This window comes from Xanthomonas arboricola pv. juglandis, assembly GCF_905367715.1.
Taxonomy (GTDB): Bacteria; Pseudomonadota; Gammaproteobacteria; order Xanthomonadales; family Xanthomonadaceae; genus Xanthomonas; species Xanthomonas arboricola.
This window is the reverse complement of sequence record NZ_HG999362.1, coordinates 1,550,234-1,564,421: the sequence shown is the minus strand read 5'-3', so window position 1 is coordinate 1,564,421 and position 14,188 is coordinate 1,550,234. Positions and strand designations below refer to the sequence as shown.

General features: G+C 65.5%; 10 protein-coding genes. 4 read left to right on the top strand and 6 right to left on the bottom strand.

What is annotated here, in order from left to right; all coding sequences use genetic code 11:
- Positions 1–32 precede the first annotated feature (32 nt).
- Positions 33–1,958 (bottom strand): alpha-L-fucosidase, encoded by a 1,926-nt coding sequence (locus tag KHN93_RS06665; RefSeq protein WP_212579610.1) that lies wholly within the window; start codon positions 1,956–1,958, stop codon positions 33–35.
- An 879-nt stretch (positions 1,959–2,837) separates the two neighbouring features.
- Here KHN93_RS06665 and mutS point away from each other — a divergent pair.
- The 3 genes from mutS to katG all read left to right on the top strand — a co-directional run bounded on the left by mutS (position 2,838) and on the right by katG (position 8,872).
- Entirely contained in the window at positions 2,838–5,393 is a 2,556-nt protein-coding gene (gene mutS / locus KHN93_RS06660; RefSeq protein ID WP_425600174.1) for a DNA mismatch repair protein MutS, read from the top strand.
- 255 nt (positions 5,394–5,648) lie between these two features.
- Positions 5,649–6,263: a DUF937 domain-containing protein gene (locus tag KHN93_RS06655; protein ID WP_212579300.1), complete on the top strand. Its 615-nt coding sequence runs from the start codon at positions 5,649–5,651 to the stop codon at positions 6,261–6,263.
- A gap of 362 nt (positions 6,264–6,625) precedes the next feature.
- Positions 6,626–8,872, top strand: a complete 2,247-nt coding sequence (katG, locus tag KHN93_RS06650; protein WP_212579299.1) for a catalase/peroxidase HPI — start codon at positions 6,626–6,628, stop codon at positions 8,870–8,872.
- A gap of 519 nt (positions 8,873–9,391) precedes the next feature.
- On the opposite strand, the gene KHN93_RS06645 is transcribed toward katG, so the two are convergent.
- Entirely contained in the window at positions 9,392–9,799 is a 408-nt protein-coding gene (locus tag KHN93_RS06645) for an RNA-binding S4 domain-containing protein (protein WP_016903197.1), read from the bottom strand.
- A gap of 289 nt (positions 9,800–10,088) precedes the next feature.
- Here KHN93_RS06645 and KHN93_RS06640 point away from each other — a divergent pair, with 289 nt between their 5' ends.
- Positions 10,089–11,564: an MATE family efflux transporter gene (locus KHN93_RS06640; protein WP_212579298.1), complete on the top strand. Its 1,476-nt coding sequence runs from the start codon at positions 10,089–10,091 to the stop codon at positions 11,562–11,564.
- Positions 11,565–11,892: 328 nt separating this feature from the next.
- Here the strand turns inward: KHN93_RS06640 and rplS are convergent, their stop codons facing one another.
- From rplS to rpsP, 4 genes are all read right to left on the bottom strand, one after another.
- Positions 11,893–12,300: a 50S ribosomal protein L19 gene (rplS, locus tag KHN93_RS06635; RefSeq protein ID WP_005989873.1), complete on the bottom strand. Its 408-nt coding sequence runs from the start codon at positions 12,298–12,300 to the stop codon at positions 11,893–11,895.
- A gap of 145 nt (positions 12,301–12,445) precedes the next feature.
- Positions 12,446–13,204 carry a tRNA (guanosine(37)-N1)-methyltransferase TrmD gene (gene trmD / locus KHN93_RS06630; protein WP_212579297.1) on the bottom strand — a complete coding sequence of 253 codons (759 nt, stop codon included), beginning with the start codon at positions 13,202–13,204 and terminating at the stop codon, positions 12,446–12,448.
- A 69-nt stretch (positions 13,205–13,273) separates the two neighbouring features.
- Entirely contained in the window at positions 13,274–13,786 is a 513-nt protein-coding gene (gene rimM, locus KHN93_RS06625; RefSeq protein WP_065048726.1) for a ribosome maturation factor RimM, read from the bottom strand.
- A gap of 44 nt (positions 13,787–13,830) precedes the next feature.
- Complete coding sequence (gene rpsP / locus KHN93_RS06620) at positions 13,831–14,091, bottom strand: 30S ribosomal protein S16 (protein WP_011036396.1); 261 nt, start codon at positions 14,089–14,091, stop codon at positions 13,831–13,833.
- Positions 14,092–14,188 lie beyond the last annotated feature (97 nt).

Genomic DNA, 14,188 nt, shown 5'->3' with positions numbered 1-14,188 from the left:
GCGCGGCGCGTGGCGGCGCGGGAGCGCAAGCCTCATCGCAAGCGCGAGAACGCACCGATACCCGCGATCGCCAACCGGTCGGCGGGCACCGCCGTCTCCGCGAACGACAGCCGCAGGTAGCGGATCTGGCGGACCTCGGGGAAATTCAGGCGCTGGGTCGAGAGCGCATAGGCGATATTGGACAGCTCGCCAGCACCAGCCGGCTGCCAGTGCTGACCATCTTCGCTGGTTTCAGCGCGATAGCCTTTAGGCGGCGCCGCACCGTTCATCACCGTGCGCGAGGGCGTGAGGCTGAAACCGGCAACCTGACGCAGCGCACCGAGGTCGATGGTCGCCTGTACGGGATGGCCCGGCGTGGGAGCGGGCGTGATCCAGATCGTGCTGGCATCGTCGTCGAGCAACGTGTCCGCCCCTGGCGCGCTGGCCTCGACGATTCGCCAGCCGGCGGTGGACAGCACGTCTGGCGCGTTCGCGATCGGCCGCGCGACCGGCACGGGCGCAACGGCGCGGAACAGCGCGAATTCGCTGATCGCCGGGCACACCGGCGCCTCCAGCACGACCAGGCGCACCCGGCGTGCGGCGACCGGGCGCTCCAGCCGCACGATGCGCTGTGCACCGATGCACTGCGCTTCGGCCAGCCGCCGCCATTGCCCATCGACCTCGGCTTCGACCGCGAAGCGGGTGACGCGCACACCCAGCGGCAGATACTCGCGCAGCCGGATCAGGTCGAAGCTGTGCACCGCCGACAACTCCAGCGTCAGCGTCGGCGTGGTGACCTCGTTCGGCGTGGACCAGTAGCTGTCCGGCTGGCGGTCGAGGACGCGCGCCGGCTCGAACCCGGGGCCACGCGATGCGCTGGCACTGGCCCTGGCACCCTTGGCCAGATCGATGGCGAAGCTTGCGCGGATCGCGTCGCCAAAACTCTGCAGCACCGCCACATCGTGGTCGGGGATGCGGCCGCGTCGGTCGGGCGGAAGATTGAGGTTCATGTTGGTGCCGCGCGCGACCGAGGTGTCGAAATAGCGCACCAGGTTCTCCGGGCTGCGCACCTTGCCGTCTTCATCGGCATGGTAAAACCAACCAGGGCGGATCGAGGTGTTGGTTTCGGCCGGCCACCACAGCGCCCCGCCGCGCACACCGGAATTGCCGTTTTCCTGGGTATACGGGGCATTGGGCATGGTTGGCCAGCTCGGATCACCGGCGATACCGTCCTCGTTGCCGCCCCAGCGGATATCGGCGCCGAGCGGGTCGAAGGTGCAGGCCATCGGCTGGTGCCGATGCACCAGCTCGATCATCCGTGGCCAGTTGTAGTAAGCGGGCGCATCGATCTTGCGCGATTCGCGCGCTCCACCGTAGTAGCCGTCGCCGCCATTGGCGCCGTCGAACCAGAACTCGAACAGGTCGCCATAGCCTGTACAGAGTTCGACGATCTGCTTGCGGAAATAGTCGAGATAGCCGGGACGCCCATACTCGGCATGATTGCGATCCCACGGGGACAGGTAGATGCCGAACGCCAGGCCAGCGCGTCGACACGCCGCTGCCATTTCGCCGACGATGTCACCGTTGCCGTTCTTGTAGGGCGAGTTCCGGATGCAATGCTCGGTCAAGCGCGTCGGCCAAAGACAAAACCCATCGTGATGCTTGGCCGTGAAAATGAGCCCTTTCAGATTGCCGGCCTTGGCAGCAGCAACAATTTGATCGGCTGAAAAATCGCTGGGATCGAATTTGCGCGGATCCTCGTCGCCGTAGCCCCATTCCTTGTCGGTGAAGGTGTTCATCGCAAAATGCACGAAGGCGTATTGCTCCCACCGATGCCAGCGCAGCTGTCGCGCACTGGGCACCGCACCCCACGGCGCGGGGCTGCTGGCGCGTGGCGTTTGCGCGATGCGAGCTGCCGAGGCACTGAAGCTGGCGGCGGCCAGCACACCCGTGGCAAGAAAGGTACGACGATCGATCATTAGCGCCTCCGACTTTGCACAAGTTTCGATCTTAGCTTTTCCCAAGGCGAAAGAGTCCCAAAACAACAGGCGGTTGGTGCAATGCACCGCACACACGCGGGCCTTTGCGCGGCGAGCGCCGAACAGCGTGTCAAGCAAGCCGGGCATGCGTCGTTTGACAGCTGATGGCCGCGCCGCACGCTGCGTTGTTGGGGCTCGCATGGCTGCATCTTGCGTACGCGAAGCGCGTTCCGCGAACAGAACGGACAATGGCTGGCCGACGACAACCAACAAGCACCGCACGACAGCGTCGGCGTGCCAACACCTGCCAAGTTTTGGCATCAACATTGACCGTAGAGGTCTCATCTTGGCTGGTACTGACTTGCGGCAAGTCCACAGGTCATGACGTAGCGGCACGTGCTCGGGCTGACCGAGCCACACGCTCAGGGATCAGGACACCCAGCCGGCAGCCGTGCGCACTAGCGACGCTGTCGCGGAGTCATCTGCGACAGCGGCGGTATGCGTTGAGCGATCCGGCAATGGACGTTTGAAGGCCCCGGCCCGATGGCCAATCGCCCACTTGGACCCAGGGCCGGCACGCTCTCGACCGCCAGCGCAAGGATTTGTCGGTGGGTGGGCTTAAACTTGAGCCTGCGCCGACGTGAGGCGGCTCCTGGTTCCGTCGCAACATCCTGCGCCATTCCAACGCTTCGTCCGTTTCGTCGCAACATCGATTGATCTCGTTTGGAGGGTCGTCGCAACAGCCTCGCAACAAATCACCGTTACTCGCCGCTGGCGACCCTGATTGACCGCCACATCCCGGAAGAACATTTCTTGCAAAGCACTGACACAAAAGAAAAAACCAAGAACACCAACGGGGCTGTAGAGCACACCCCGCTGATGAAGCAATTCTTCGCCGCCAAGTCGGACTACCCCGACCTGCTGCTGTTCTTCCGCATGGGCGATTTCTACGAGCTGTTCTACGACGATGCGCGCAAGGCTGCGCGGCTGCTCGACATCACCCTGACCCAGCGCGGCAGCTCCGGCGGTGCGCCGATCCCCATGGCCGGCGTGCCGGTGCATGCCTACGAGGGCTATCTGGCGCGGCTGGTGGCGTTGGGCGAGTCGGTGGCGATCTGCGAGCAGATCGGCGACCCGGCGCTGGCCAAGGGCCTGGTCGAGCGCAAGGTGGTGCGCGTCGTCACCCCCGGCACGGTCACCGACGAGGCGCTGCTGGACGAGCGCCGCGACACCTTGCTGATGGCGATCTCGCGCAGCAAGCAAGGCTACGGCCTGGCCTGGGCCGATCTGGCCGGCGGGCGTTTTCTGGTCAACGAAGTGGACAGCGTGGACGCGCTGGAAGCGGAGATCGCACGCCTGGAACCGGCCGAGCTGCTGGTGCCCGACGAAGACAACTGGCCGGAGTTCCTGCGCGGCCGCGTCGGCGTGCGGCGGCGGCCACCGTGGTTGTTCGACGCCGACAGCGGCCGGCGCCAGCTGCTGGCGTTTTTCAAGTTGCACGACCTGTCCGGCTTCGGCATCGACGACAAGCCCTGCGCTACCGCCGCCGCTGGCGCGCTGCTGGGCTATGTCGAAGAGACCCAGAAACAGCGGCTGCCGCATCTGACCTCCATCGCGATGGAAGTGGCCAGCGAGGCGATCTCGATGAACGCGGCCACGCGCCGGCATCTGGAGCTGGACACGCGCGTCGATGGCGACACCCGCAACACCTTGCTCGGGGTGCTGGACAGCACGGTCACGCCGATGGGCGGGCGCCTGCTGCGGCGTTGGCTGCACCGCCCGCTGCGCCTGCGCGAGGTGCTGGTGCAGCGCCACCACGCGGTCGGCACCCTGATCGACAGCGGCGCCGATGCCGACGTGCGCGAGGCCTTCCGCGCGCTGGGCGATCTGGAACGCATCCTCACCCGCGTGGCGCTGCGCTCGGCGCGCCCGCGCGATTTTTCCACCTTGCGCGATGGCCTGGCGCTGTTGCCGAAGGTACGTACGATCCTCGCACCACTGGATTCGCCGCGCCTGCAGACGCTGCATGCCGAACTCGGCGAGCACGATGCCACCGCGCACCTGTTGATCAGCGCGGTGGCGGAACAACCGCCGCTCAAGCTCAGCGACGGTGGCGTGATCGCCACCGGCTACGACGCCGATCTGGATGAGTTGCGCCGCCTGTCCACCAATGCCGATCAATTCCTGATCGACCTGGAACAGCGCGAACGCGCCAGCAGCGGCATCGCCACGCTCAAGGTCGGCTACAACCGCGTGCATGGCTATTACATCGAGATCAGCAAGGGCCAGGCCGAGAAGGCCCCGCTGCACTACAGCCGCCGGCAGACCCTGACCAACGCCGAGCGCTACATCACCGAAGAACTCAAGAGCTTCGAGGACAAGGTGCTGTCGGCGCGCGAGCGCTCGTTGTCGCGGGAAAAACTACTGTACGAAGGCCTGCTCGATGCACTCGGCAGCGAGCTGGAAGGTCTCAAGCGTTGCGCGAGTGCATTGAGCGAACTGGATGTGCTGGCCGCCTTCGCCGAGCGCGCGCAGGCGCTGGACTGGGCGCAGCCGGAACTGGACAGCGCCCCCTGCCTGCGCATCGAACGCGGCCGCCACCCGGTGGTGGAAGCGGTGCGCGACCAGCCATTCGAACCCAACGATCTGGAGCTGCATGCCGACCGCCGCATGCTGGTCATCACCGGCCCGAACATGGGCGGCAAATCGACCTACATGCGCCAGAACGCCCTGATCGTGCTGCTGGCGCATATCGGCAGCTATGTGCCGGCCAGCCGCGCGGTGATCGGACCGATCGACCGCATCCTCACCCGCATCGGCGCGGGCGACGATCTGGCGCGCGGGCAATCCACCTTCATGGTGGAAATGGCCGAGACCAGCTACATCCTGCATCACGCCACGCCGCAATCGCTGGTGCTGATGGACGAGATCGGCCGCGGCACCTCCACCTACGACGGCCTGGCACTGGCCGACGCCGTCGCACGCCATCTGGCGCATACCAACCGCTGCTACACGCTGTTTGCCACGCATTACTTCGAGCTCACCGCACTGGCCGACGAGTCGCATGCCGGCGGTGCCAGCGGCATCGCCAACGTGCATCTGGACGCGGTCGAACACGGCGAGCGCCTGGTGTTCATGCATGCGGTCAAGGACGGCCCGGCCAATCGCAGCTTCGGCCTGCAGGTCGCCGCACTCGCCGGATTGCCCAAGGCCGCGGTGACCCAGGCGCGTCATCGTCTGGCCGAACTGGAACAACGCGGCGGCGAAAGCCATGTCGCACAGATGGCGCCGGCCGCATTGGACGCCCCGCAACAGTTCGGCCTGTTCACCGCGCCCTCGTCCGCTGCGCAGGAAGCGCTGCAGGCGCTGGACCCGGACGAACTCACGCCCAAGCAGGCGCTGGAAGCCTTGTATCGGTTGAAGGCGTTGCTTTGAGTGCGGGGATTCGGGATTCGGGATTCGGGATTCGGGAATCGGGAATCGGGAATCGGGAATCGTAAGAGCGTAGTTGCCTGGCTCTAATGCTTTGCGGGGTTGGTCAACCCGTTGCCGTGCTGTTGTCGGATGAAGTGGCTTGACTGCCACTGTGCGGCATCGCTGCCCTCGTCCTGCAGTGCGACGCGTGCCGTGTTGCTCTGCTGGCGCGACGGGCGCACGCTGCGGCAACGTTTTGTCGAACCGGAGACACCCATGACCACGTCCGCCTCGTTGACCGATCAACTCGCCGCGCAGTTGCAAGGCCCGCAGTTGCAGCAGCTCGCCAGCCGGCTCGGCATTGCGCCCGAGCAGGCGCAATCGGCGGTGCAGACCGCGCTGCCGCTGTTGATGGGCGCCCTGGGCCGTAACAGCCAGCAGGCCGGCGGCACCGATGCGTTGCTGGGTGCCTTGCAGCGCGATCATGCCGGCAGCCCGGACATCGGCAGCCTGTTCGGTGCGCTGCTGGGCGGCTCGGCCAGCGGTGCGCAAGGCAATGGCGCTGGTATCGTGGGGCATCTTTTCGGCGACAGGGCGCCGCAGGCTGCCGCTGGTCTGGGCCAGGCCACCGGGCTGGAAACCGGCAAGGCCAATCAACTGCTGCAGTTGCTGGCACCCATCGTGATGGCGTATCTGGCCAAGCGCTTCCTCGGCGGCAATGCCGCTGCCAGCAGCCAGCTCGGCCCGGCCCTGGCGCAGGAACAGCAGCGCGCCAGCAGCGACACCGGGATCAACGGCTTGCTGGGCAGCGTGCTGGATCAGGACGGCGACGGAAAGCTTGGACTGGGCGATGTCATGAAGCTCGGCGGCAGCCTGTTCGGCAAGCGCTGAGATCGCAGGCACAGGTCGGTTCGGCACCGGCGTGCCGTCCATAGCGTCTCGCTATCGATATGGTTGAATAATTCGAATTCCCCAACCGATCGATGCTGCTTATCGTGTGCGCACGCCACCACGATGAGTCCGCCTGATGCGTCTGTCTGCCAGTCACAGTCTGCATATCGACCTATACCGGCGCCTGCAGGCAGGCGCTAGCATCGGCACACCCGGCGACCATTCTCGATAACCCCATGGCCGCATCTGCGCCTTCGATCGATGACCACCGCTGACGCATTGCCCACCTTTTCGATTCCACCAGCACGTGTCCGCAGTTTCGGCACACAGCTCCCCAAGTGCTCACGCACACAGGTATTGCCATGACAACCGAAGCAAAGTGCCCTTTCAATCACGCCGTCGTCGGTACCGGAACCACCAACCGCGATTGGTGGCCCAAGCAGTTGCGCGTGGACCTGCTCAGCCAGCATTCGAGCAAGTCCAACCCGCTGGGCCAGACCTTCAATTATGCCGAGGCGTTCAAGCGCATCGATCTGGCCGCGCTCAAGCAGGAACTGCGTGCGCTGATGACCGACTCGCAGGACTGGTGGCCGGCCGACTTCGGCCATTACGGTCCGCTGTTCGTGCGCATGGCCTGGCATAGCGCCGGCACCTACCGCATCGGCGACGGGCGTGGCGGCGGCGGTCGCGGTCAGCAGCGCTTCGCACCGCTCAACAGCTGGCCGGACAATGTCAGCCTGGACAAGGCGCGCCGCCTGCTGTGGCCGATCAAGCAGAAGTACGGCCAGGCGATCTCCTGGGCCGACCTGATGATCCTCACCGGCAACGTCGCGCTGGAAAGCATGGGCTTCAAGACCTTCGGCTTTGCCGGTGGCCGCGAAGATACCTGGGAACCGGATCAGGAGCTGTACTGGGGCCGCGAAACCAAGTGGCTGGGTGGCGACGAGCGCTATTCGCGTGGTTCGCCCGGCGTGGACGAAGCGCACGGCGTGCTGGTGAAGGACGACGACAGCGAAGTGCCGCACACCCGCGATCTGGAGAACCCGCTGGCCGCCGTGCAGATGGGCCTGATCTACGTCAATCCGGAAGGCCCGGACGGCAAGCCCGACCCGGTCGCCGCCGCGCGCGACATCCGCGACACCTTCGCACGCATGGCGATGAACGACGAAGAGACCGTGGCGCTGATCGCCGGCGGCCACACCTTCGGCAAGACCCACGGCGCCGGCCCGGCCGACAACGTCGGTGCCGAGCCGGAAGCCGGCGAGCTGGAAAGCCAGGGCCTGGGTTGGCACAACCGCTACGGCAGCGGCAAGGGCGCCGACACCATCACCAGCGGCCTCGAAGTCACCTGGACCACCACTCCGGCGCAGTGGAGCAATGACTTCTTCGACCATCTGTTCAAGTTCGAGTGGGAACTGAGCAAGAGCCCGGCCGGCGCGCACCAGTGGGTGGCCAAGAATGCCGACGCCATCATTCCCGACGCCCACGATGCAGCGAAGAAGCATCGGCCGACCATGCTGACCACCGATCTGGCGCTGCGTTTCGACCCAGCCTATGAGGCCATCTCGCGTCGCTTCCACGAACACCCCGACCAGTTCGCCGACGCCTTCGCCCGCGCCTGGTTCAAGCTCACCCATCGCGACATGGGCCCGCGCTCGCGTTACCTGGGAACCGAAGTGCCGAGCGAAGAATTGCTGTGGCAGGACCCGGTGCCGGCCGTCGACCACCCGCTGGTCGATGCGCAGGACGCCGCCGCCCTCAAGCAGACCATCCTCGATTCCGGCCTGAGCGTGGCGCAGCTGGTGTCCACCGCGTGGGCGTCGGCATCGACCTTCCGCGGCTCGGACAAGCGTGGCGGCGCCAACGGCGCACGTATCCGTCTGGCACCGCAGAAGGATTGGCAGGCCAACCAGCCCGAACAGCTTGCACAGGTGCTGGGCACGCTGGAGCGCATCCGGGCCGACTTCAACGGCGCGCAGTCGGGCGGCAAGCAGATCTCGCTGGCCGACCTGATCGTGCTGGCCGGTAATGCCGCGGTCGAACATGCCGCACAGGCCGCTGGTCACAGCGTCACCGTGCCGTTCGCACCCGGCCGCACCGATGCATCGCAGGAGCAGACCGATGTCGAATCGTTCGCCGTGCTGGAATCGGTGGCCGATGGCTTCCGCAACTACGCCAAGCAACGCTACGCAGTGCCCGCGGAGGCATTGCTGATCGACAAGGCACAGCTGCTGACGCTGACCGCGCCCGAGTTGACCGTGCTGGTCGGCGGCCTGCGCGTGCTCGGCGCCAATGTCGGCGACTCCAGCCATGGCGTATTCACCGCCCGCCCCGGCGTGCTGAGCAATGACTTCTTCGCCAACCTGCTCGACATGCGCACCGAGTGGAAAGCCACCTCCGAATCGAAGGAGGTCTACGAAGGCCGCGACCGCAGCACCGGTGAAGCCAAGTGGACCGGCACGCGCGTGGATCTGGTGTTCGGCTCCAACTCGATCCTGCGTGCGGTGGCCGAGGTCTATGCCAGTGCCGATGCACAGGAGAAGTTCGTCCAGGACTTCGTCGCCGCCTGGACCAAGGTGATGCAGCTGGATCGTTTCGATCTGGCGTGAGTTGCAAGGCGCACGCCCTCGTACGTGCGCTTCCAACTCTCTGTTGAACTGCACGTAAGAGATCGACTCGGCACTGAAGACGTCAGTGGAGCGGCGGGTCTGCGGTTTGGCTGCAAGGCCCTTGCCCGCCCACCATCGCGGGACACGCCGCAAGTACGTCCATGTAGGCTCTTACGCGGCATCCATGCCGCGTAAGGTCCCGCGACGGTGGGCGGGCAAGGACCCGTCGAGATGGTCGGTGTGCTTGGTTAAGAGCAGAGCATGACGTGCGCTGGTTGGATACTGTGCGGCTTGCACCAACACCGCCACCACTCGACCGCTAGCCAGCCGGCCAGGTCTTATGAGCGGTTCTCAAGCTTCCGATCGATGGTTCTGCACCGGCTACATCGCGCACCACAACAGAAAACGGCGCTTCCCCCGCGATGGAGAAGCGCCGTTTTTATTGATTGAATAACATGACGGTTGCCAAGGCGTTTCTTGTTTCCGTCAGTCGATTCGCAGCGAATAGCCCGCGCAGTGCTACAACGCGTCGATATCGCCCAGCGCGTTGATCAGCCGGCGTGCGCGCTTGTCAGGCTTGCCCTCGGGTGCGCGATAGCCGGTACGTTCGGCGGCGCGCTGCAGCCGCCATTGCGCCCGCGCTTCGCGTGAGGCATCGCTTTCCACGTACAGCGTCTGTGCGACCGGTGCCGGGCCGCGCACATCGCTCAGCGCGGCAACGGTGATTTCGAAGATCTCGCCGCCACGGTCGATGCGCAGCTGCTCGCCGCTGCGCAGCGTGCGCGAGGGCTTGGGCCGTTGGCCGGCGACGTCCACCTTGCCGTTGTCCACCGCCGTTTTGGCCAGGCTGCGCGTCTTGAAGAAGCGCGCCGCCCACAGCCAGACATCCAGCCTGACCGTCGTCGCTTGTTCCACCAGTTGAGTCATCGCGTTGTGCTTGCCGTCGGATCCAATGGGCTGCTGGCCGCTGCCGTGATCGCCGCTGCATCGGCGCGTCGCAACGGGCTGCGTTGAGCGGGAAATATCTGGGCAAGCTCGCCGGAACTCAAGCGTCGCTGCGGACCGAACCTGGCCTGCCGAGCGCGTCCTGGCTGAGCGGTACAGGCAGATCTGCACAGCTTGTGCCGTGCCTGGTGTCATCGCAACGCCTGACCGCCGCACGCCTCACACCTGCCAATGCTAGTGTTCGCAGCTTCCGCACCACGGCGCGCCTGCGATGCCCAAATCCGCTGTCCTGACCGAAGGCCCGATCGGCAAGAATCTGCTGCTGTTTGCGATGCCGATCCTTGCCGGGAACATCGCGCAATCGCTCAATGGCTCGATCAATGCGATCTGGGTGGGCCGCTACCTCGGCGAGGCGGCGCTGACTGCGGCGGCCAATGCCAACAGCATCATGTTCTTCCTGATCGGCTCGGTGTTCGGCATCGGCATGGCCTCGACCATCCTGATCGGCCAGGCGATGGGTGCGCGCGATATCGCGCAGGCGCGCAAGGTCATGGGCACCAGTGCCAGCTTCTTCGGCGGGCTGTCGGCGCTGATCGCGGTGCTGGGCTGGTTTCTGGCCCCGCATCTGTTGACCGCCATGGGCACGCCGCCTGCATCGCAGACATTGGCAGAGGAGTACCTGCGGGTGATCTTCCTGGCGATGCCGCTGATCTATGTGTTTGCGTTCCTGTCGGCGGCATTGCGCGGCACCGGCGATGCGCGCACGCCGTTCCGCTTCTTGCTGGTGTCGGTGGTGCTGGACATCGTGTTCAACCCGCTGCTGATCTTCGGCCTGGGTCCATTCCCGGCGCTGGGCATCGCCGGCGCGGCCTGGGCCACCTTGCTGGCGCAGGCGGTGGCACTGGGCGGTTTGCTGCTGTATCTGCGCAGCAAACGCCATGTGCTGTGGCTGGGCCGCGCCGATCTGCACCTGTTCCGCATCGCGCCGACCATCCTGCGCGCGCTCATCGTCAAAGGCGTGCCGATGGGCCTGCAGATGGTGCTGATTTCGCTGGCCATGATCGCGATGATGACGCTGGTCAACGGCTTCGGTACCGACACCGCAGCCGCCTACGGCGCCGCGTTGCAGCTGTGGACCTATGTGCAGATGCCGGCGATGGCGCTGGGCGCAGCGTGTTCAACGATGGCCGCGCAGAACGTGGGCGCGGGATTGTGGACACGCGTGGATGCGACCGCACGCACCGGCATCGCTGCCAACTTCCTGATGACCGGCGTGCTGATCGGGCTGCTGATCGTGTTCGATCGCTGGACACTGGCGCTGTTCCTGCCGACCGACAGCCCGACGCTGGAGGTTGCGCGGCATCTCAACCACATCGGGATCTGGTCGTTCCTGCTGTTCGGCGTGAGCTTTGTGGTTTCCGGCGTGGTGCGGGCCACCGGTGCGGTGATCCCGCCGCTGCTGATCCTGGCCTTCGGTCTGTGGGGCGTGCGCGTGCCGCTGGCAAACGCCTTGATTCCGCATCTGGGAGCCGACGGCATCTGGTGGAGCCTTCCGATCAGCTCGCTGTGTTCGATGCTGCTGTCGCTGGCGTATTACCGCTGGGGCGGCTGGCGCAAGGCACGCATGCTGACCACGCCAGCGCATCCTGCCGAACTGGCCGCGGCTGCCGAAGTGCCGGCGCATCCGGCCTCGCCAGTCGCTGATACCGCGCCAATCGCGGGCGCGCCGCAGCCCCGCCAGCGCTGACGTCTGCTGGCACCAGGCGGCACGCTGCCACACCGGCCGACATCACGCGCGAAAGCAGGATCCGGACGCTGCATTGAGTGATCGATACAGCGCGCAGGGATTTCTTGAGTGATCGCCCAGCCGACCGACGCCACCGCTCGCCGAGTCGCGACGAAAAGACATCCCGCCCCAATGAGCAGCAACCGCTTCCCTCACGTGCAAACCTATGAGCATCGCGCACGCACAACCGGCGAATCCCTAATCCCGATTCCCCAATCCCGATTCCCACAACGCAAACGGCCGCCCGAAGGCGGCCGTCTGGCAACAGCAGGACCAGCCTGCCAGTGACTTACTCAGCCTTGGCAGCAGCCTGGCGAGCGGCCTTGGCCTGTGCAGCGGCGGCCAGATCTTCCTTGATGCGGGCAGCCTTGCCTTCCAGACCACGCAGGTAGTACAGCTTGCCGGCGCGCACCTTACCGCGACGCTTCACTTCGACCGAGTCGATGATGGCGCTGTGGGTCTGGAACACGCGCTCGACGCCGAAGCCGTGCGAGATCTTGCGCACGGTGAACGCGGAGTTCAGGCCGGCGTTCTTGGTACCGATCACGACGCCCTCATAGGCCTGCACGCGCTCGCGGTTGCCTTCCTTCACCTTGACGTTCACCACGACGGTGTCGCCCTGGTTGAACTCGGGAAGCTTGCGCTGAATCTGGGCGGCTTCGAAGTCAGCCAGGATGGTCTTGTTGAGTTTGCTCATGATGGGCACCGCGTGTCTGGTGATATTGGACCGGCAGTCGCCGCACGGCGATTGCTCGAGGTTCGTAGGAGGGCCAGACGCAAGGCTGGCCAGCAAGCCGCGTATTGTACCCCAATCGATAATGCAAGAGCTAGGGGTGGAGCCCTTATTTCTTGTCGCCCGGGGCGAGTTCGCGGCGAAACTCGTCCAGCAGACGGCGATCGTTCTTGTCCAACCCGGCCTCATCGAGCAGGTCCGGGCGACGCAACCAGGTCCGGCCCAGCGACTGCTGCCGACGCCAGCGCGCAATTGCAGCGTGATTGCCCGAGCGCAAGACTTCCGGCACATCGCCCCAGTCATGGGTCGATGGATGGCTGTAGTGCGGGCAGTCGAGCAGGCCTTGCGGGCCTTCGAAACTGTCCTGCGCTGCGGATTCGGCGTCGTTCAACACGCCCTCCTGCAACCGCGTCACCACATCCACCAGCACCGCCGCGCCAAGCTCGCCACCGGACAACACGTAGTCGCCGATGGAGATTTCCATATCCACCGCCTGCGCCAGAAAGCGCTCGTCCACGCCTTCGTAGCGCCCGCACAGCAACACCATGCGTGGCAACTGCGCCAGCTCGCGAGCGAGCGGCTGGGTGAGCGGCCGCCCCTGCGGGCTGAGATAGATCACCGGCGCCGGACGCGCGTCTGCCGCTTGCACCGCATCCAGGCAGGCCCGCAACGGCTCGATCAACATCACCATGCCGGGCCCGCCACCGAACGGACGATCGTCCACCCGGCGGTAATTGCCCTGCGCATGCTCACGCGGATTCCAGCCCTGCAATTCCAGCAAGCCACGCTCCTGCGCCCGCCCGACCACGCCGAACGCCGCGCATTGCGCGATGAACTCGGGGAACAGGCTGATGACGTCGATGCGCACTGGGGAATCGGGAATCGGAAGTGGAGAATGGGTAACGCAAGAGCGGAGCGGCGCGATGCGCCATTCCGGTCAGAAATCCGGATCCCAGTCCACCACGATCAGGTTGGCTTCGAAGTCGACCGACTTGACGAAATCCGGCAGCACGAACGGCACCAGCCGCTCGCGATCGCCGCGCACCACCATCACGTCGTTGGAGCCGGTGGAGAACAGGTGCGACACCGTGCCGAGCTTGACGCCCTCGACGGTTTCCACCCGCAACTCTTCCAGATCCACCCAATAATATTCATCGGGCTTGGGCGGCGGCAGCACGCTGCGCGCGACGTAAATCTCGGTTCCGTGCATGGCTTCGACGGTGTCGCGGTCAGTGACGTCGGGGAACACCGCAATCAGATTCTTGCCCTGATCGCGCCCACGTACGCCGCTCACGACCGATTCCTGCCCCGAGGGCGTCCGCACGATCCACGGCTGATACCGGAAGATCGCACTACGCGGCTCGGTCCAGGATTCGAGCTTGAGCTCGCCCTTGACACCAAAAGCGCCGACAATCCTGCCTAACAGGATGCGGCGCTCGGTCGGCTTCATCTGCGTCGACTCTGGGCCAGGCGCTGGCGCCCGGCCCTCCAGGATCAGGCCGCAGCGGCCTGGGACTTGGATGCTTCACGATACAGGTTGCGCACCTTGTCGGTCAGCTGAGCGCCCTGGCCGACCCAATGGTCGACGCGAGCAACGTCCAGCACGACGCGCGGTTCTGCGCCCTGCGCAACCGGGTTGTAGTAACCCAGACGCTCGATGTTGCGGCCGTCGCGCGCGCTGCGCACGTCGGTCACGATGATGTGGTAGAACGGACGCTTCTTGGCGCCGCCGCGGGTCAGTCGAATCTTGACCATGGTGTCGTTTTCCTGAGTTGCCCAGTCGCCAGAATGGCGCGGTAAGCCGGCGATTATAGCGGGCTCCGGCGGCGAAGCCAAGTCACCCCGGAATCGC

Bases quoted from the DNA above. Each gene is read 5' to 3' on its own strand.
- KHN93_RS06655 (WP_212579300.1), top strand. From the start codon at position 5,649: ATGACCACGTCCGCCTCGTTGACCGATCAACTCGCCGCGCAGTTGCAA.
- mutS (WP_425600174.1), top strand. From the start codon at position 2,838: ATGAAGCAATTCTTCGCCGCCAAGTCGGACTACCCCGACCTGCTGCTG.
- rpsP (WP_011036396.1), bottom strand. From the start codon at position 14,091: ATGGTCAAGATTCGACTGACCCGCGGCGGCGCCAAGAAGCGTCCGTTC.
- katG (WP_212579299.1), top strand. From the start codon at position 6,626: ATGACAACCGAAGCAAAGTGCCCTTTCAATCACGCCGTCGTCGGTACC.
- rimM (WP_065048726.1), bottom strand. From the start codon at position 13,786: ATGAAGCCGACCGAGCGCCGCATCCTGTTAGGCAGGATTGTCGGCGCT.
- rplS (WP_005989873.1), bottom strand. From the start codon at position 12,300: ATGAGCAAACTCAACAAGACCATCCTGGCTGACTTCGAAGCCGCCCAG.
- KHN93_RS06665 (WP_212579610.1), bottom strand. From the start codon at position 1,958: ATGATCGATCGTCGTACCTTTCTTGCCACGGGTGTGCTGGCCGCCGCC.
- KHN93_RS06640 (WP_212579298.1), top strand. From the start codon at position 10,089: ATGCCCAAATCCGCTGTCCTGACCGAAGGCCCGATCGGCAAGAATCTG.
- KHN93_RS06645 (WP_016903197.1), bottom strand. From the start codon at position 9,799: ATGACTCAACTGGTGGAACAAGCGACGACGGTCAGGCTGGATGTCTGG.